Genomic DNA, 17,563 nt, shown 5'->3' with positions numbered 1-17,563 from the left:
TTATGCGTTCTGGTAGTGTTTGCGGGACTGCTGTCTCATCAGGCAGACCAGTGTCACGACTGTGACGCCAAAGCAGTCGATCAGCACGTCCGTAAACCGCCCTGCGCGGCCCGGGACGAAGAGCTGGTGGAATTCGTCGGTGCAGGCGTAGAGGAAGACGATGGCGAGAGCGGTGAGAAGACGGCGTTTCACATTGGAGGTCCGATACGTAAAGTGCAGTCCAAAACGGACGGTGCAGTAAAATACCAGATATTCAGTCATATGAGCGGCTTTCCGGATGGGGAAGCTCATAAGTTCGATGAGGTCGGCGTACTGCGCCGGATTTCCGTGGAAAAAGCCGAGCTTTGTGCCGAGTAAAAGAATTAAGCGGCTTACGGTGTCGCTCATCTCCGTGGACTCCGCCGCCGGCTGGGCGGAGAACCAGCAGATGGCGGCTGCGACGAAGATCGCTGGGAGCCAGGAAAGCAGCTTTGCGGCAGTAGGATATTCTTTTTTATCATTCATATTTCCTTTTTTAGATACACTTGCATTGTCCATATCTTAAAAGCTCCTAAAAATCTGTAGAAATCTATTATTTTATAATCATGAAAAATCCACTGAAGTAATCTCAAAAAATGGTCTTTTTAACTGGGGCAGTGTATTGAAAAGCAGGGGGTAGATACTGCATGCATTACAGCGAAATCTCACCTTTCGCTCTCGCTCTCCGGTCACGGATGGAATGGATCACCGGAACCATGAAAATCGCCACAATTCCACCTGCAAATCCATTATTATATAAATTCATGCCTCCATACACAATTCCGACATTCAAGGCGACGGAAGAGTGCAGGAATCCGGCGAGAAGTCCCATGAGAACTCCGAATTCCCCCGCAATCGGTGCCAGTGTCGTTGAGAATAAAAGTGCCAGCATCGGTGACGGGGAGTTAATGGTCCAGCGTTTTGTGAAGCTCGCGAAGAGGACGCCAAACATGATCGGGGCGATGTTCCGGATATGTTTTCCTGTGGCGGAAAATCCTACGATCGTGAAGATTCCGCCGATAGTCGGTCCGTTTAACTCGCCGCCGACGCCGAGAATAAAGATCGTTGCAAATAAACCGTTGACTGCCATATTGAGGATCGTTGCCGCGCCCCCGTTATCCCGGAGATAATCGGTTCCGCCGATTCCGGAGCAGGATAAGATCTTTCTGTAGGATTCACCGACTTCCTTTCCGCCGAAGAGGAATGCCGCAATGATCATGGCGGCAAACAGCCCGCAGAGGATCGCAAACAGCAGCTGGTTATTGCCCTCGGACCAGATCAGGCGGGACTCAGTGGTGATGCCGAAGGATTTTAACACGGATACAACGACGGTGGCGATGATCCCGGCGGAAAAACCTACGTTATAGAGGGAGTAACCTTTGTGGGAATAATGAACATGGGTGGATAACGGCGGCAGCACGAAACCGATCATGAGTCCCACAGCGAGGCTGATGAGAAGCCGTAGCAGGTAGGGGAGATCCGAGATATACATGATCTGCGTGATGATCGGGGACAGGCTGGTGCCGTAAAAACCGATGTAAACGTAACGGGACAGGTGTGTTTTATGGTAGTGGGAGTAGAGGTACACACCAAACAGGATCGCCCAGATATTTAAGAGGTTCTTTCCGAACAGGGAGAAGCCGAACATCAGGCAGCTGGATGTGATCGTATGTCCGTCCATCTCCATATCAAGGAAATAGATGGTCCAGATACATAAAAGCGTCAGCAGTCCGGCGTTGATAAAGGAAGTTCCGATGCCGCCGACCAGGAAGTAGTCCGTGATCAGGAAGTCCGGCTCCTTGATCAATGTCCAGAGTCCCGGAAGGATTTCAGTGATGGGCTGTAAAAACAGTCCCACGATCATGAAATAGAGTGGGATCAGGGACAGAAGACGGAATTTCTGGAGTCTTGTGATGGGGTGGAAATTTGTCATGTACGTGTCCTTTCTAAAGATAAAATTACAAGTGAAAAACCATTGAGAATGGGCTTCGTGACAGGCTTTTGCAGTGCAGCATCTGTAAATTCTGTGCCGCGGTTCGGAAAATTGGGGTATCCGACGGGCATGGAGGAATGCGCACATGGATTAGTATACCGTAAAATTGCAGTAATAGAAAGTATTTCTGTGAGAAAGAGAATTTATTGATTTCGGATATATGCTGACAGAGTTGCTTGCAGCCTCAATAAATAATAGAGATGATTATGTAATAACTCAAAATACAATTTGAAATAAAAAAGAGATCCAGGCATAGAATGCGTTGGATCTCTTTTGCTCCACCGAAAAATGTCAGTGCGAAAAGTTTCTGAGTATCGGAATTACTGAATGAACAGCGTGTTCACATCAAGCTCATTCTCAATCATGCCGGATTCATACATGAAATCGGCTGTCTTCTGGAAACCTTCTTTGTCAGCGTCAGTGATTTCTGTGGAGAAGTCATAGAAACCGTACATTTCCTTTACCGCGTCAACATCAAGGTCAAGTGTTGCGGCAACAGTCTCCATGGTTGCCTCCTGGTTATCAGCCATGTAGGATGCGATCTCTTCCTGTGCAGCGTTTAATTTTTTAATGACATCCGGATGCTCGTCGTAGAACTTCTGGGTCGTTGCAACTGCGATCAGTGCGCTGATCAGGCCCTCACCGTCTGCAACAAGGTGGTAGCCCTGCTGTTCTGCGTTGTAAGCAGTTGCGCCTGCGAGCAGGGCAACGTCAACGCTGCCGCCATCAAGACCTGCCTTTGCGTCAGGAATGCTCATGTTTACATAATTTACATCGTCAAGAGTCATGCCTGCCTGAGCAAGGTAGGAGACAAGGAGTTCATGAAGGTTGGTACCGGTTGGTCCTGCAATCGTCTTGCCTTTTAAACTCTCCGGAGTTGTCAGAGTCTCATCCTTGGAGTACATGCAGAATGCCTTCGGGGAACGGCTGTACATGTTTAATACCTTGATGTCAGCACCGTTTGCAGCGGACAGGATCACGGATGTTGCACCTACTGCGTAGAGAACCTGAACGTCGCCGGAAGCCAGAGCCTGTGTCTGGTCAGCGCCGGAAGTAAGCTCTGCGTACTCAACCGGAACGCCGAGTTCTTTCGCGAAGATTTCCTGGTCCTTCTCGATGATAGTCGGTACATTTAACGGGGACGTTACATAGGTAACGGTGAGTTTGTCGATGGATGTCTCAGCGTCAGCTGTAGCCTCGGCAGAAGTTTCAGCCTCAGCGGAAGTCTCAGCGGTTGTCTCGGCAGCAGAAGCAGCCTCAGTCTCTTTGCCCGCAGATCCGGAGCAGCTTGCAAGGGAAAATGTCATGCATGCCGCGAGTCCTAATGCGATCAGTTTTTTCATTTTGTTTTGTCCTCCTCATGTAAGTTGAAAAAATAAGTGTATGATACGCCTAAGTTAATAGGCAGATATCCGAACTTAATAAAATGATGGGAATCCCTTAAATAAGGAAACCAGCTATTAAAATTTTTTTTGGGACAGCTCATAACATTATGTTTATGCTTTGAATGTAATATCTGCTGGAAATAGCGTAAGAATAATATCATAAAAATCAGAATATCTTGAATTACACATAAAATATATTTAATTTATAAAATTCAGATTCTCAATGATATCCCTCTTGAGTACAATAAACTCCTCATTCAGCAGATTTCTTTCCCCGGATGGCGTCTTCACCGGATAAACATGCTTCACAAGCCCCTTTTCAATCATCACGATCTGGTCACCGAGGATCAGTGCTTCATCGATGCTGTGGGTCACGAACATGATGCTGGAACGTTCCTTCTGCTGAACGCGGAGAAGTTCCCTCTGCATCTGTTCCCTCGTGAAATAGTCGAGAGCCGCGAATGGCTCATCCATCAGGATAAAGGTTGGCTTGTAGGCCAGTGCCCTGGCGATGGCCGCGCGCTGCTGCATGCCGCCGGAAAGCTGGGACGGGTATGCCTTTTCAAAGCCGGACAGGTTCACCGTGGAGACGATGTCCTGGATCTTCTCCTGATCGACCTGATTTTTCTTCAAACCGAAAATAATATTGTTCCAGACATTGAGCCATGGCATGAGCCGCGGTTCCTGGAACACAAAGGCGGTCTTGTGGGCGCCGTCCCAGAGAACCTCACCGCTGTCAGCGGATTCCAGACCGCCGGTGAGCCGCAGCAGAGTCGTTTTTCCGCAGCCGCTCTGACCTAAGATCACGGTGATCTTTCCTTCCGGGATCTCGAGATCGACGCCGTTTAAGACAGGAAACGTCCGGCCGTCAACCTGATATGTTTTATGAATGTCTTTTAATCTAATTCCAGCCATTTTCACCGGCTCCTTTCAGAAAGATGCTGATGAGAAGACCGAAGATCCGGTCTGTCAGATAACCTGCGATGCCGATGGCGAAGATGCCGACGATGACCTTGTCGGTCCGGGACATCTGCTGGGCAAACAGGATCATGTGCCCCAGACCGGTGGACGCTGCGACCATCTCAGCACCGATGATGGCACGCCAACTGTAACCCAGACCGATGCGCATTCCCACGAGAATGTCCGCCATGGCGTAGGGCAGCATGATGCGAAAGAATTTCTGCCGGTCCGTGTAGCCGAACATGGTTCCGACTTCCAGAAGCTTCTGGTCACAGCCCGTAAATCCCTTGACGATGTTTAAATACATCGGGAAAAAGGAGGCCAGAACGATGATGACCGTCTTTGTAGTTTCGCCGATTCCGCACCATAAAATAAGTAGCGGGATCATGCTGAGCGGCGGTACGTTCCTGAAGAACTGCACCAGGTATTCATAGTAACCTGCGGAGGCCGGAATCATCGCCCGCAGCATACCGAAGGCAAATGCCAGGATAAAGGCGATTACAAAGCCTTTTCCGACACGCAGGAAGCTGATCCTTAAGTCACGGAAGAGTTCACCGCTCTGCAGCATTTTGCAGAAGCTCTGGAAGACCCGCCACGGGGACGGGAGCACATAGGAACTTAAGATGCCTGCACGGCAGACGATATACCAGACGGCAAAGACCGCAAGGATGCCGATGAATGGCGGGAAATATTTTTTAAACTTCTGATTCATCGCACTCCATCTCCTCTGTGGCAGCCCTGAACACAGTACAAAAGCTCGATCAGTTTTGCGTTTTTCCAGTCATTTCCGGTCACATAGGATTCAATAGCCGGACGACCGGATCGGCTGACAACGGAAAACGGAAGATCCTTAAAGAATCCCGGTGGAATCGGACTTGCGTCCGGCGCGGGTTCCGTTGGCTCGCCAAGTGCAACGAGAAAGCGGTTCCATGGTACGAAATGTGTGTCTTTTAATTCCAACTTATTTCCCATGTCGGCTAAGATCCGGCATGGAGTTGTGATGATCTTTTCACCGTCCGCGAGATCCGGACGTTCTGCCAGTTCTCTCGCACAGTGGATCAGAATCGGCTCAATATCCGCGATCTGGATCTCAGGCTGCAGGGAATGTACCAGAGATACCGCTGCCGGACATCTCGCGTCCGCAAAAGTTCCATCTGCATGTTCCAAAAGCTCCCGATACTTCCGAAGCACGATCTCGCCCCAGCTTTCCCGACAGACCACTCGCGTCAGGTCATGCTTTTCCAGCATCCTCTCCAGTGCCTCCACCGAGATCATCCTCTCCGATACTGGATTGATCCATAGATAAGTCAAAGTAAAACCCCTTTCAATTAGCTATAACTAACCAATATTATTCAGCATAGCAGATTAGTAGGGAAATGTCAATTGAGAATGGAGGTCTTTTATAGTTGAGGAGAATTTTAACTTGACAATTATAATACATAATGACATAATGACTATATAATAACATGTCAATAAACGCCAAGGAGGAAAGTGAATATGGCTCCTAAAACAATATTAAGCAATGAGGATCTTGGAAAAAAAATAAAAGTCAGGCGCAATGAACTTAGACTCACAATTGAAGAAGCGGCTTCGCGAGCGGGCGTAGGTGTAAAAACCTGGTGCCGCTATGAATCAGGAGGCTCTATTCGAAAAGATAAATGTAAAGGAATTTGTAAGGCTCTAAACTGGCGCAGTTTTCCTGACAATGCAGGCAGTGAGCCGGGGAAAAATTTGATTGAAGAATACAAGGGACATAAAGCATGGTCACAGTTTTTAGCAGATAACTATGGAGTTAAAGCAGCTGTGTCTTTTGCCGTAGGCAGTGATGTCCTGCTTGATTATATTGAACAGGATCTATCAGATCTTGCATCTATGCCTGTGGGTTCTCATATTGGTCAATTAAACACATCGTTTATTAAGATGGATCTTCCTGCACAGTTTCTGATGAGATATACGTATGATTTTCTTTATCAAATGAAATGTACACTTGTTCATTTGCGCAGAAGTTTAAGTACTGGGAGAATGGTTAAAGCACATACAGTTATGGAAGAACTCATTATTTATTTATGTAATGAGGAAGCAATGGCGTTTATGGAAGTCAGCGATGAACGGGTAGCAACAGATAGTAAAAATTTGGGCTATTCAGAGGACTGGGTTTTTGACATGTTTGATGATGAAGATATTATTACTTTTTTATATTCCAATAGTAATTTAGAGGAAGATCATCCGTATTTTTTCACGCATTGGAATGAACAGCAATTTTATATGGATAATGAATAAGAGATAGTGTAAGATTTAGGGAGATAGTATGAATAAAAATGATACAATGAAATGGGAAGACATTTATAAAGTCTGGAAATGGGAAATGTGTAAATTTCCTGTTTTATCAGCTCAAAAGTACTGTTTAAAAACAGAAATTTCTAAACCGCGATTTGGACCGTGTTACAGCTTCAACTGGATTGAAAAAGAAAGAAGGAATCTATTGAATCTGATGTAGCGGCCCTAACTTCAGGACGAATGGAAATTGAAGCAGGGTGGAGCAAAGGAACAATTAGAACGGCTGCCTTGTTATGTTCTTGTGAAAAGGAAGAAGAGTTTGCTGCTGTTTGGATTTGTGCATTTGTGCTTTCTTTGACGCGGGGAAGATCAGGCGGAGATGGGACTCATAGAAATGCATTTAACTTGGAATATGAGGCAGCTCCTGTGTTTGCGAGAAAATATGGCTATTGGCATTCAAATTCAAGAGAATTTTTCCCGGAATTTTATATTCCTATGGAATTGTTTTGGGAAGATAAAAAATTGTCAGTATCCGCTCTTGTAAAATTGGCAGCACTCAATGCAGCAGTGGTAATAGGAAATTATACTCCTGTTGAGTACAAAAGAATATAACCTGTTAAATATGAAAGCAGCTGAAGAAGGGAAAGCCAATAAAATTAAAATAGGAAGTGAATGTATGGATATTAAAAGGCATGTTTACCAGACATTACTCAAATGGAAAAATGACAATTGTCATACGACACTAGAGGTTAATGGTGCGAGGCAGGTAGGAAAGACGTATATCATTAACAAATTTGCAGATGAAAATTTTAGTCATAAAGTGTATATAAACTTATTTGAACTGAGCGGAGAACAGTTCCTTTCCTGTTATCAAAAGGCATGCGATTGGCAGCCGGGAGAGGGACCGCGCCCTCAAGCTCCGCTGCATGATGCATTTCGTCTGTTTGATGAAAATTTTTCAGACACAGAGGACACCGTTATTATCATAGATGAAATTCAAGAGTCAGCAGAAATTTATAACCGAATTCGTGAATTCACACGACAGTTTCGGTGCCGCTTTATTGTTACAGGCAGCTATCTTGGAAGGATCTATGAACCGGAATTTCGGTATTCAAGTGGGGATGTTACAAGTATTCAAATCTATACCTTATCATATGAAGAATTTCTGGAAGCAGCAGATACGGATCTATATGAAAAATATAAGCTGCATGGAAAAAAACTGGATTCAGCGACAGGGGCAGAATTAAAATCATGGTATGATATATATTGTCAAATTGGTGGTTATCCATCTGTTGTTCGTGAATACTTAAATTCGAAAAGTATAGAGCGAGCACGGAGTGAATTGATTAGAATCATTGATACCTTTATGAATGAATCAATTCGTTATTTTACAGATGTTCTTGACACTCAGGTATTTACGGATATTTTTCTTTCAATTTGCAGGATACTTGGCAGAGAAAAAAAGGGACTTGAAGAAGATAGTATCAGTGAAGAACTTCAAAAATTGGTAACAAGAGACTATTCCAGCAATATTAGCAAGGCAGTCTGCAACCGGGCAATTAGTTGGTTACGTTTTTGCGGCGTAATTGGATTTTGTGGGAAAATTATAGAAATGGACATTCTAAATTTTAAACCAGGATGCAGATGCTATTTTATGGATCTGGGATTAGCAAGTTATTATATGGCGCGAGTTGGGGCTGCACAAACAGAAATTGCAGGCATGCTGAGTGAAAACTTTGTATATATTAATTTGAAGAAGCGGCAGGATTTTCCAGAAGAAATTGCCTTTGAAATGCCAGCATTTGCGACTTTTAAGGGTGGAGAAGTAGATTTTGTGGTACAAGGTCTGAAGTCCTCCCGGAGATATGCAATAGAAGTGAAAACTGGAAAACACATTGGAAATACGGCAAAAAAAGTATTGGAATCGGGAAAAGCTGATTGTTTATTGTATTTGAAAGGTGATACGTTAGGGGGGCAGGAAGGAAAAATAGAGACCGTACCCATTTATCTTCTGGAAAAATTGAATTTTTAACTTGAAATCTTAGAAAGGCAGTGATATACTTTCAAACGTTGCTAAGCCCGCAAAAACCAAGGTCTTAAAGGGCTTTCGCCGATTCCCGGCGTAAGGTCATATACTTGCAGTATATGCCTTCCGCAGCAGTTGGCAGATGTACATGCGAACATGTCCGCCTGACTCATTGCTGCGCGAAAATGAATCGAGTGTTCGTGACCTTCCACTCGTAAAACAAAACTAAAGGAGAAACTGAATATGAAAAACAACGCAACAAACAGCCCGGTACTGACACTTGTATACGGGGCGGCTATCGCGGCGATCTATGTGGTGCTGACGATGGTGTTCCTGCCGATCAGCTTTGGACCGATCCAGTTTCGGATCTCTGAGCTTCTCTGCGTACTTCCGTACTTTACCCCGGCGGCAATTCCGGGACTCTTTATCGGATGCCTGCTTGCCAACTTCCTTGGCGGCGCGGCGGCTCTCGATGTGATCTTTGGAAGTATTGCGACCCTGATCGGTGCGGTAGGTTCTTACCTGCTCCGGAAAAACCGCTATCTGGTATCTGTTCCGCCGATCCTCGCGAACATGATCATTGTTCCGTGGGTGCTCCGCTTCGCATACGGTTCTGAGGACATGATCTGGTTTTCCACGATCACAGTCGGAATCGGAGAGATCCTGGCTATCGGCCTTCTTGGTCAGATCCTGTTATCCGTTCTGATCCGGTATCAGCATGTGATTTTTGGAAAAGCTGCAGCGTAAAATTAGTGATCCCGTATCTGTTGGATGAAAAATCCAGTAGATGCGGGATTTTTTATGGAACAGGAAATTTCGAGAAATTCCCTGTTCCATAAAAAGGTACTAACGTGCCAAAGATGCGCACTCGCGCGAAGATATAGATTATCGCAAGTGACCGCGCGAGGGGCTGTGAAAAAACATAGCCTATAAAAAAGAAGGGCCAAATGATTTCTCATTTTTTCACACGCCCTTTTTATATAGAAAGTGCTGCACAGAAAAGAAAAGATCTGCGTGAATTTCGCCTCATGTTAATTTTTCCTCGAGGATAGATTTTCTTTAATTTTTGTGATATCATGTGTAAAAGACTGTGTATATTTAAACACATATTTTATACGTGCTTAAATGTATACAGTGTAAAACATTTAAAATAGAGATCAAACATCCGAAAGGAGACAACGATGTATCATATCGATTTTAATAAACCAGAACACATTCACTTTATCGGAATCGGCGGAATCAGCATGAGCGGACTGGCTGAGATCCTGCTGGAGAGAGGATTCACAGTAAGCGGCTCCGATGCCCATGAATCCGAGCTCACCGATAAGCTCACCGCCCACGGCGCAAAGGTCGTCTACGGGCAGCGGGCGGAGAACATTACTGACGATATCGACGCTGTTGTATATACAGCGGCAGTCCACCCGGATAACCCGGAGTACGCGGCGGCAGCGGCGAAGAATCTGCCGATCCTTTCCAGAGCAGAGCTTCTCGGACAGCTCATGAAAAACTATGAGAAATCCATCGCCGTATCCGGTACCCACGGAAAGACAACGACGACCTCCATGCTGACGGAGATCCTTATGGACGAGAAGAAGAACCCGACGATCTCTGTCGGCGGAATGCTGGACTCTATCGGCGGCAACATCCGTGTCGGCGGTCCGGAGCTCTTCGTGACAGAGGCCTGTGAGTATACAAACAGCTTCCTGTCCTTCTTCCCGAACATGGAGATCATATTAAATATAGAAGCAGATCACCTCGATTTCTTCAAAGACATCGAAGATATCCGCCATTCTTTCCGCAAATTTGCGGAGCTTCTTCCGGAAAACGGCATCCTGATCATCAACAGCGATATCCACGACTATAAGGAGATCTGCGACGGACTTCCGATCAAGGTGATCACCGTCGGAAGTGATCCGGCAAAGAGCCACTACAGTGCCGCGGACGTGACATTCAACGAGAACGCTTGCGCGACATACATACTTTTAGAAGACGGAAAAGCAATTGATACAATTACACTGGGCGTTCCGGGAATCCACAATGTATACAATTCCCTGGCGGCCATCGCGGCGGCTCATGAGCTGGGAATCCGCGGAGATGGAATCAAGAACGGACTTCTTAGATTTACAGGTACTCACCGCAGATTCGAGAAAAAGGGCGAGATCGGCGGTGTGACCATCATCGATGATTACGCGCATCATCCGCAGGAGATCGCGGCAACTCTGGCAGCGGCGAAAAATTACCCACACCGTGAGATCTGGTGCGTCTTCCAGCCGCATACATATACGAGAACCAAGGCGCTGATGGAGGACTTTGCGAAGGCGTTATCCACAGCGGACCATGTTGTTCTCGCGGACATCTATGCAGCTCGGGAGACGGATAATCTGGGAATCAGCTCCGGGACATTGGCGGAAAAGATCGCTGCGCTGGGGACGGATACCCACTATTTCCCGAGTTTCGATGCGATCGAGACATTTCTTCTTGAAAATTGTGTCAACGGCGACCTGTTGATAACTATGGGGGCCGGAGATATTGTAAAAGTGGGCGAAAAGCTCCTTGGACAGTAAGTTATCCACATTATCCACAGAGTTTTCAACAGAATCCTGTTGAATACCCTGTGGATTTTTTGATTTACATAACTGTAAATTTGAAAATGCCGGAAAGTAGGGAAAAATAAGGAAAAACGGGAATTTTTCGAGTTTCATTGATAATTATGTAACGCATTTATCCACGTTATCCACATTATCCACAATCAGCGCAGTGGATAATTCCGGCTATTTCATTTTTTGTGGGGGTATGTTATGATATTTCAAGATGAGAAGAGATAACGAGTGTGCCGGAAAGTGCGGTGCTGCCCGGAAAACTGAAAATGTGAGACGTAAGTGGCCGATGGAGAGAACGACCGATAGGGCAGAAGGCGGATATATCAGGCAGATTTGAAATGGAACGTGAACATAAAGGGTGAAAAAAGAATGGGTTTAGGCTACAAAAACAACATAAATGCGGCAGTGACCGCCGTTTCCAATACATTTATTGACGAATACATGGGGACAGCCAGCGGAGAATATGTAAAAGTGTATCTGTATCTTCTGCGCCATGAAGGTGAGAACGTGGAGATCCCGGATATCGCGGATGCGCTGAACCACACAGAGGCGGATGTCCGCCGCGCTCTGGCCTACTGGGAGCGTGCGGGTGTTCTCGCACCGGAAAGAGAATTCGTGGAAGAGCAGGAGACTGCGGTGACGCGGGAGATGGCGGAAGAGACAGAAAATTCAGGCGCGAGGTTCGCAGAAAACCGTCAGAATGCGGGATCTGCGCCCGGACGGGGAGAAATGAACGGACAGAAATCAGGGGCGGAGGTTCCGATGGACGAAGGGGCATCCCAGGATGTGCCGTCCATGGAAAAACCTGCGATCCCGGATGCAGGAAACAGTTACGACCGTATGAAACGCCTTTCCTCCGATGAGGAATTCTCCGCGCTTCTCTACGCGGTTCAGCAGTATCTCGGAAAGACATTCAGCGCGATCGAATGTGAGAAATTTGCCTACTTTTACGACGTGCTGCACATGTCATGCGAGCTTCTCGAATATCTCGCGGAATACTGTGCTGAAGGCGGCCACACGAGCATTCGCTACATAGAGAAAGTAGCTTTAAAATGGTATGAGGAAGGAATTCATACTAAGGATGAGGCGCGAGAATACTCTATAAGATACTCAAAAGATATGTCTGCGGTTAAGAAAGCATTCGGCATCATGGGAAGGATTCCCGGAACAGCAGAACAGGAATTTATACGCCGCTGGTTTAAGGAATTCGGTTTCGATTCCATGATCGTCACGGAGGCATGCAACAGGACGCTCACAGCCACGGGAGCGGCGAGCTTCCCATATGCCGACAAGATCCTCACAGGCTGGAAGGAAAACGGCGTGCGGACCTTACAGGACGTTGAGGCCTTAGATAAACTTCGTCAGGAGAAACAGGCGAAAAAATCCGGCGCGGCATCGAGACAGACCCGGAACACATCGACAAACCGGTTCAACAACTTTGAACAGCGGTCCTACAATTACGATGATTATGTCTGGGATGACATAAAGAACAGAAAATAACGGTCAGTCGGTCCGCACCTTGATGCATGGACCGCAAGAGTTACTGTGTACGGGGAATAAGTTCTCTGAATGGAAACTCGTAAAAAATGCAGGAAAAAAGGAGGCAGTGCGGATGGCACTCAGTAATTCCCAGTACGACGCGATCATGCGTGTCTACAATCAGAGACAGTTTCAGGACAAGCGCGAGCAGGATAAGCGGATCGCGGAAGTGTACGAGAAAGTCCCGCAGGTAGAGGCGCTGTCCGACGAGATCGCGGCGACTATGGCTCAGGCGGCGAGAAAGATTCTTGCCGGTGACCGTGCGGCGGCGGATCAGTTGAAAAAAGACGCGGAATTTTTAAAAGAGCAGAAAGCGGTCTACTTAAAACAGAACGGATACCCAGCAAACTACCTGGAGCTCCAGTACGTCTGCCCGGACTGTAAGGATACGGGATACACGGACGGAAAAAAATGCCACTGCTTCAAGCACATGGAGATCGAGATCCTGTACGACCAGTCGAATATCCGCGAAGTTCTGGAACGGGAGAATTTCGACACACTTTCCATGGCATACTATGACAGAAATCATGTGGACGAAAAAACAGGAATGACCGTCTACGACTATATGTCCAGGGTGATCAGGGAATGTAAGGAATATGTGGAAAACTTCAAAAATGAGAAAGGAAGTATCCTGTTCACCGGAAATACGGGCTGTGGAAAGACATTCCTGAGCAACTGTATCGCGCGGGAGCTGATCCGAAGATATTTTTCTGTGGTCTATCTCACGGCAACGGATATGTTCGACATTCTGGCAGGAAGCCGTTTCAGTGGAGGCGATGACGATGAGGCGAAGGACCGGGCGTCCTATATTCTGGATTGTGACCTTCTGATCATCGACGACCTTGGAACTGAATTGATCAATACATTCACGGCATCCCAGATGTTTTACTGTGTTAATGAGCGGCTGAACCGAAATAAGGGAACGATCATCTCCACAAACCTGACACTTGGCGAGCTTCAGGACGCGTTCACGGAGCGCGTGACATCAAGGATCATGAGCCGGTATAAGATCATACCATTGATCGGGGATGATCTCCGTCTCGTGCGCAGAGGATTTATGCGCAGAGGATAATAAAAATGTGCCGGATGGTCGTAGAAAAAAGGAAAATCCTGTCGGAGACGGCCGGAAATCCGGTTGACGGGGCGGGTGGATGGTGCTATAAATGAAATGTATGTACGCTGCAAAAATGGGGAACCGGGTAAATACCGTGAAGAACAGGCAGCCCGGAGAGCGGCGGATAAAAATATCAAATAATGAGTAGAAAAAACAGGGAGGAACAGGAATGCTGTACGAAGAAAAGCAGATTGAGACAATACCGGTTGGACCTTTAGGTCTGATTCCGCTGAAAAGCTGTGAGGATCTGGGTAAAAAGGTAGATGCCTGGCTGGTCGAGTGGAGAAAAGAAAGAGAGAGCGAGCATAAGACCACGATCGCTTTTGCTGGATACCAGAAAGATTCCTATATTATCGGCGCAAAGACTCCGCGTTTCGGCTCTGGTGAGGCAAAGGGAGAGCTGACAGAGTCTGTCCGCGGTGATGACCTCTATATTATGGTAGATGTCTGCAATTATAATATGACATACACGATGAACGGCTTAAAGAACCACATGTCTCCGGATGACCACTATCAGGACTTAAAGCGCGTGATCGCAGCCGTAGGCGGAAAGGGCAGAAGGATCAATGTGATCATGCCGTTCCTCTATGAGAGCCGCCAGCACAAGAGAACGGGTCGTGAGTCCTTAGACTGCGCGATGGCGCTCCGCGAGCTTGTTGACATGGGCGTTGAGAACATCATTACGTTCGATGCGCATGATCCGCGCGTCCAGAATGCGATCCCGTTAAAGGGCTTTGAGACGGTACAGCCGATCTACCAGTTTATCAAATACCTGTTAAAGAACGAGAAGGAGCTTGAGATCGACAGTGACCACATGATGGTCATCAGCCCGGATGAAGGCGGTATGGGACGCGCAGTCTTCTTCGCAAATGTTCTCGGACTGGATCTCGGTATGTTCTACAAGAGACGTGATTACACAAAGATCATCAACGGCCGCAACCCGATCGTTGCCCATGAGTTCCTCGGCGCAAGCGTGGAGGGCAAGGACGTGATCATCGTTGACGATATGATCTCCTCCGGCGAGAGCATGCTCGACACCGCAAAAGAGTTAAAGAGAATGAAGGCAAGAAAGGTCTTCATCTGCACGACATTCGGTCTCTTTACAGGCGGATTAAAGAAATTTGATGAGTACTACGAGAATGGCATCATCGACCGCGTCCTGACGACGAACCTTGTTTACCAGACACCGGAGCTGCTCTCAAAACCGTACTATATCAATGTTGACATGAGTAAGTACATTGCTCTTATCATCGACAACTTGAACCACGACGCGTCCTTGAGCGATCTCTTAAACCCGACAGGAAGGATCAACCGCCTGTTGGCGAAGTACCGCGCCGGGGAGAGATAAGAATATTGGCAGTGAACGAACCGCAGTGAATTAGAAATTATGTGACCATATAAGAATGCCTGTCCTTTACCGGAAATTTTCCGGAGAAGGACAGGCACTTCTTTATTTCTGGGACTCTTATGAAAGATTCAGCTTTCATCATAGTGACATTGCGATGAGATATGGTACTCTTTGATCTTATATTGCAGGCAGCGCCTTGAGATGCCAGGATATTCGGCTGTTTTGGCCCGATAACCGGAACAGTATTGGAAACAGGAGATGCTGAAAATCCCTTGGAAAATGAAGTGAGAAAAACTGCCAGGGGAAAAACATTAGACTAATTCACGAATCACCCGTGCTACGAGTGTACGGGAAAGAAGGACTGGTTTTTGGGTCAGAGCCTGGATGCGTTCCTTCATTTCGATGGTGTATCCGATGCAGTCTAAAAGGATCAGATCTGTATCAGCGGGGATCTCCTTTGATGCTGCAAAAACAGCGAGAGGATCACCGTATGGGGATACAGAGGTCACGTGGAGAGAGTCACAGCAGTCTTTCCATTTTCCGGGCATCTGTGCCTCCTGCTCCTTTGTAGGAATGATGACAGACAGATTTTTCACGCCGATGGCCGGGATCAGTCCCTTTAAGATATGGTCAGGGAAGATAAGGGGGACATTGGAGCGAAATTCAGCCGGAAATTCTCCGGTGCAGAGGAAAAGGATCAGGGAAACACCCTGCTGTTCGAGATCGTCAATGCAAAGCTGCAGGCGGGGAAGAATGTAGGATTCCCCGAATGTCACTGAGGTTCCGTCTGTGAGTCTCGACACAAGGACATTTTCACCGGGACGTGGAACAAACTTTGCAATCTCTTCCTTTGAAAGTCCGTCCAGTGCTCCTGCCTGAATGATCTCAACCGAGTCTCCGAGGATGGGCTGGATCTCAGGAATCAGGTCAACTCTGGGAGACTGGCCGACAGTAATCGCGCCGATTTTTTTCATAGTGATACCCCTTTCAGAATCATTGGTTTGAGGGCTGTCAGTGACAGTCCACATGTACATGCTACCTTTGTTCAGATATCATCAATATATCACATCTGTTGGCTCAAAGCCAGATAAACATTGTGCTTCCCATCTATCAATCCACATTTTTCGTATATTTCTGTCTCTTCCGGACGAACGTTGACGGTGTCATTCCGAGGCTCTCTGCGGCCTCACGGACGTTTCCGTACTTTTCGTAGGCATGGAAGGAATGAACCCGGCATCCTGTGAGGGGGGCAGAGTCGTTCTCAGCTGGAGGCGACGACGGCGTTTCTCGAGAAGAGGGCACATGGGGAGTTTATGAGAAAATAGAGAAAACCCTGCCAAATTGAGAATGAGGAACCCTCCGGGAATCGCAAAATGCGGTAACCGGAGGGTTTCTTATGACTTGCCGCTTATCAGCTGGTGTATGTCAGGAGGTAAGATAAATTTAACAGAAATTTAGGATTTTCCGCTGTCCGGATGTGGTATGATATTGGCACAGAAAGGCTGATGTGCGTCAGCAGTCTGATTGATAAGATATAAGAAATATGCTATAATGAAATGCGGCTTACAGAGAGGAGACAGCTATGAGAAAGACGTATTTGTACATGACAGCAGTAGCAATGAGCGCAGCTTTGGCGGCCGGATGCCAGAAGGCAGAACCGGCGGAGACAACTGCGGCAGCAGAGACAGTGGCTGAGTCAACCGGAACAGGGATGGCGGAGAGTGAGTCTTCTGAAACCAGTGGAACAGCGGCGCAGGACGATGAGAGGCTTGCGGATTATCACCTGCTTCAGGGAATCGTGACGGGGACAAATGACGAAAAAGGAACGTTTACGCTCAAAGCAGATGACGGTGGAGAATATGTGATCACGACCGGGAATATTGGTGACGTGGAGACCGAGATCGCGGATGACAGTCTTGTTGTGATTGGATATATCGGTGTCGAGATCCATGACAATATGGATCTGGAGAAAGTCAATATGGTGATCGCGGCACCGGGAGATGATGACTGGACGATCGCATACGCAGAGGGAACGACGACGGCCAATGCGATGAGCACGTTTATGATGGTGACAGCAGATGGAACTGAGATGGGTTTCATGAAGGATGGCTGTCCGATGGATGAGGATGCTCTGGGCGGAGACAGCGGAGCGAAGATTGGCGTTGTATATATGGATTCCGAGGATGTAAGTTTCCCTCTGGAGATCAAGAAATTGCAGTAAAAAATATAAATATGGGATTTTTTCCGGAAAATAGCTGGCTATAACGGTCTTCAGTTTAGCTGTCCGGGAATAGCAAAGTTTT

At 47.0% G+C, this 17,563-nt stretch carries 18 protein-coding genes; 9 read left to right on the top strand and 9 right to left on the bottom strand.

Annotated features, from left to right (window positions below):
* From DXA87_RS06145 to DXA87_RS06120, 6 genes are all read right to left on the bottom strand, one after another.
* Window positions 1–537 carry a VanZ family protein gene (locus tag DXA87_RS06145; protein WP_117503566.1) on the bottom strand — a complete coding sequence of 179 codons (537 nt, stop codon included), beginning with the start codon at window positions 535–537 and terminating at the stop codon, window positions 1–3.
* A gap of 133 nt (window positions 538–670) precedes the next feature.
* Window positions 671–1,951, bottom strand: coding sequence for a DUF1576 domain-containing protein (locus tag DXA87_RS06140; protein WP_117503565.1), 1,281 nt, complete (start codon window positions 1,949–1,951; stop codon window positions 671–673).
* A 380-nt stretch (window positions 1,952–2,331) separates the two neighbouring features.
* On the bottom strand, window positions 2,332–3,354 hold the full coding sequence (locus tag DXA87_RS06135; RefSeq protein ID WP_117503564.1) for an NrtA/SsuA/CpmA family ABC transporter substrate-binding protein: 1,023 nt from the start codon (window positions 3,352–3,354) through the stop codon (window positions 2,332–2,334).
* Between the two features lie 240 nt (window positions 3,355–3,594).
* Window positions 3,595–4,311, bottom strand: coding sequence for an ABC transporter ATP-binding protein (locus DXA87_RS06130; protein WP_117503563.1), 717 nt, complete (start codon window positions 4,309–4,311; stop codon window positions 3,595–3,597).
* On the bottom strand, window positions 4,298–5,068 hold the full coding sequence (locus tag DXA87_RS06125) for an ABC transporter permease (protein WP_117503562.1): 771 nt from the start codon (window positions 5,066–5,068) through the stop codon (window positions 4,298–4,300). Before DXA87_RS06125 ends, DXA87_RS06130 begins: the two co-directional genes overlap by 14 nt.
* Window positions 5,065–5,667, bottom strand: a complete 603-nt coding sequence (locus DXA87_RS06120) for a hypothetical protein (RefSeq protein WP_117503561.1) — start codon at window positions 5,665–5,667, stop codon at window positions 5,065–5,067. Before DXA87_RS06120 ends, DXA87_RS06125 begins: the two co-directional genes overlap by 4 nt.
* Window positions 5,668–5,853: 186 nt before the next feature.
* On the opposite strand from DXA87_RS06120, the gene DXA87_RS06115 reads away from it, so the two are divergent.
* The 8 genes from DXA87_RS06115 (at window position 5,854) to DXA87_RS06075 (ending at window position 15,260) form a co-directional block, all read left to right on the top strand.
* Complete coding sequence (locus DXA87_RS06115; protein ID WP_117503560.1) at window positions 5,854–6,636, top strand: helix-turn-helix transcriptional regulator; 783 nt, start codon at window positions 5,854–5,856, stop codon at window positions 6,634–6,636.
* 237 nt (window positions 6,637–6,873) lie between these two features.
* Window positions 6,874–7,245, top strand: coding sequence for a hypothetical protein (locus DXA87_RS06105; protein ID WP_117503558.1), 372 nt, complete (start codon window positions 6,874–6,876; stop codon window positions 7,243–7,245).
* A 64-nt stretch (window positions 7,246–7,309) separates the two neighbouring features.
* Complete coding sequence (locus DXA87_RS06100) at window positions 7,310–8,665, top strand: AAA family ATPase (RefSeq protein ID WP_117503614.1); 1,356 nt, start codon at window positions 7,310–7,312, stop codon at window positions 8,663–8,665.
* A 237-nt stretch (window positions 8,666–8,902) separates the two neighbouring features.
* Complete coding sequence (locus DXA87_RS06095; protein ID WP_117503557.1) at window positions 8,903–9,406, top strand: QueT transporter family protein; 504 nt, start codon at window positions 8,903–8,905, stop codon at window positions 9,404–9,406.
* 434 nt (window positions 9,407–9,840) lie between these two features.
* Entirely contained in the window at window positions 9,841–11,223 is a 1,383-nt protein-coding gene (gene murC / locus DXA87_RS06090; RefSeq protein ID WP_117503556.1) for a UDP-N-acetylmuramate--L-alanine ligase, read from the top strand.
* Window positions 11,224–11,628: 405 nt separating this feature from the next.
* Window positions 11,629–12,759, top strand: coding sequence for a DnaD domain protein (locus DXA87_RS06085; protein WP_117503555.1), 1,131 nt, complete (start codon window positions 11,629–11,631; stop codon window positions 12,757–12,759).
* Window positions 12,760–12,871: 112 nt separating this feature from the next.
* Complete coding sequence (locus DXA87_RS06080) at window positions 12,872–13,870, top strand: ATP-binding protein (protein ID WP_117503554.1); 999 nt, start codon at window positions 12,872–12,874, stop codon at window positions 13,868–13,870.
* A 211-nt stretch (window positions 13,871–14,081) separates the two neighbouring features.
* On the top strand, window positions 14,082–15,260 hold the full coding sequence (locus DXA87_RS06075) for a ribose-phosphate pyrophosphokinase (RefSeq protein ID WP_117483560.1): 1,179 nt from the start codon (window positions 14,082–14,084) through the stop codon (window positions 15,258–15,260).
* 128 nt (window positions 15,261–15,388) lie between these two features.
* Here DXA87_RS06075 and DXA87_RS06070 read toward each other — a convergent pair whose 3' ends face one another.
* From DXA87_RS06070 to DXA87_RS18705, 3 genes are all read right to left on the bottom strand, one after another.
* The gene (locus tag DXA87_RS06070; protein ID WP_242998016.1) at window positions 15,389–15,520 is read right to left on the bottom strand and encodes a helix-turn-helix domain-containing protein; all 132 of its coding nucleotides are present in this window, start codon (window positions 15,518–15,520) and stop codon (window positions 15,389–15,391) included.
* Between the two features lie 51 nt (window positions 15,521–15,571).
* Window positions 15,572–16,234, bottom strand: a complete 663-nt coding sequence (locus tag DXA87_RS06065) for an AroM family protein (RefSeq protein WP_117503553.1) — start codon at window positions 16,232–16,234, stop codon at window positions 15,572–15,574.
* 136 nt (window positions 16,235–16,370) lie between these two features.
* Window positions 16,371–16,562 (bottom strand): helix-turn-helix domain-containing protein, encoded by a 192-nt coding sequence (locus tag DXA87_RS18705; RefSeq protein ID WP_348982208.1) that lies wholly within the window; start codon window positions 16,560–16,562, stop codon window positions 16,371–16,373.
* 280 nt (window positions 16,563–16,842) lie between these two features.
* On the opposite strand from DXA87_RS18705, the gene DXA87_RS06055 reads away from it, so the two are divergent.
* The gene (locus tag DXA87_RS06055; protein ID WP_117468973.1) at window positions 16,843–17,481 is read left to right on the top strand and encodes a hypothetical protein; all 639 of its coding nucleotides are present in this window, start codon (window positions 16,843–16,845) and stop codon (window positions 17,479–17,481) included.
* The last annotated feature ends 82 nt before the right edge of the window (window positions 17,482–17,563 follow it).

Origin of the sequence: Desulfotomaculum sp. OF05-3 (genome assembly GCF_003435535.1) — a bacterium.
Classification (GTDB): domain Bacteria; phylum Bacillota; class Clostridia; order Lachnospirales; family Lachnospiraceae; genus Pilosibacter; species Pilosibacter fragilis.
The sequence above is the reverse complement of the archived record's forward strand: the minus strand, read 5'-3'. Positions and strand labels throughout refer to the sequence as shown.

Excerpts from the sequence above, each read along its gene's own strand:
- DXA87_RS06145 (WP_117503566.1), bottom strand. The coding sequence starts at position 537 with ATGGACAATGCAAGTGTATCTAAAAAAGGAAATATGAATGATAAAAAA.
- DXA87_RS06140 (WP_117503565.1), bottom strand. The coding sequence starts at position 1,951 with ATGACAAATTTCCACCCCATCACAAGACTCCAGAAATTCCGTCTTCTG.
- DXA87_RS06135 (WP_117503564.1), bottom strand. The coding sequence starts at position 3,354 with ATGAAAAAACTGATCGCATTAGGACTCGCGGCATGCATGACATTTTCC.
- DXA87_RS06130 (WP_117503563.1), bottom strand. The coding sequence starts at position 4,311 with ATGGCTGGAATTAGATTAAAAGACATTCATAAAACATATCAGGTTGAC.
- DXA87_RS06125 (WP_117503562.1), bottom strand. The coding sequence starts at position 5,068 with ATGAATCAGAAGTTTAAAAAATATTTCCCGCCATTCATCGGCATCCTT.
- DXA87_RS06115 (WP_117503560.1), top strand. The coding sequence starts at position 5,854 with ATGGCTCCTAAAACAATATTAAGCAATGAGGATCTTGGAAAAAAAATA.
- DXA87_RS06105 (WP_117503558.1), top strand. The coding sequence starts at position 6,874 with ATGGAAATTGAAGCAGGGTGGAGCAAAGGAACAATTAGAACGGCTGCC.
- DXA87_RS06100 (WP_117503614.1), top strand. The coding sequence starts at position 7,310 with ATGGATATTAAAAGGCATGTTTACCAGACATTACTCAAATGGAAAAAT.
- DXA87_RS06095 (WP_117503557.1), top strand. The coding sequence starts at position 8,903 with ATGAAAAACAACGCAACAAACAGCCCGGTACTGACACTTGTATACGGG.
- murC (WP_117503556.1), top strand. The coding sequence starts at position 9,841 with ATGTATCATATCGATTTTAATAAACCAGAACACATTCACTTTATCGGA.
- DXA87_RS06085 (WP_117503555.1), top strand. The coding sequence starts at position 11,629 with ATGGGTTTAGGCTACAAAAACAACATAAATGCGGCAGTGACCGCCGTT.
- DXA87_RS06080 (WP_117503554.1), top strand. The coding sequence starts at position 12,872 with ATGGCACTCAGTAATTCCCAGTACGACGCGATCATGCGTGTCTACAAT.
- DXA87_RS06075 (WP_117483560.1), top strand. The coding sequence starts at position 14,082 with ATGCTGTACGAAGAAAAGCAGATTGAGACAATACCGGTTGGACCTTTA.
- DXA87_RS06065 (WP_117503553.1), bottom strand. The coding sequence starts at position 16,234 with ATGAAAAAAATCGGCGCGATTACTGTCGGCCAGTCTCCCAGAGTTGAC.
- DXA87_RS06055 (WP_117468973.1), top strand. The coding sequence starts at position 16,843 with ATGAGAAAGACGTATTTGTACATGACAGCAGTAGCAATGAGCGCAGCT.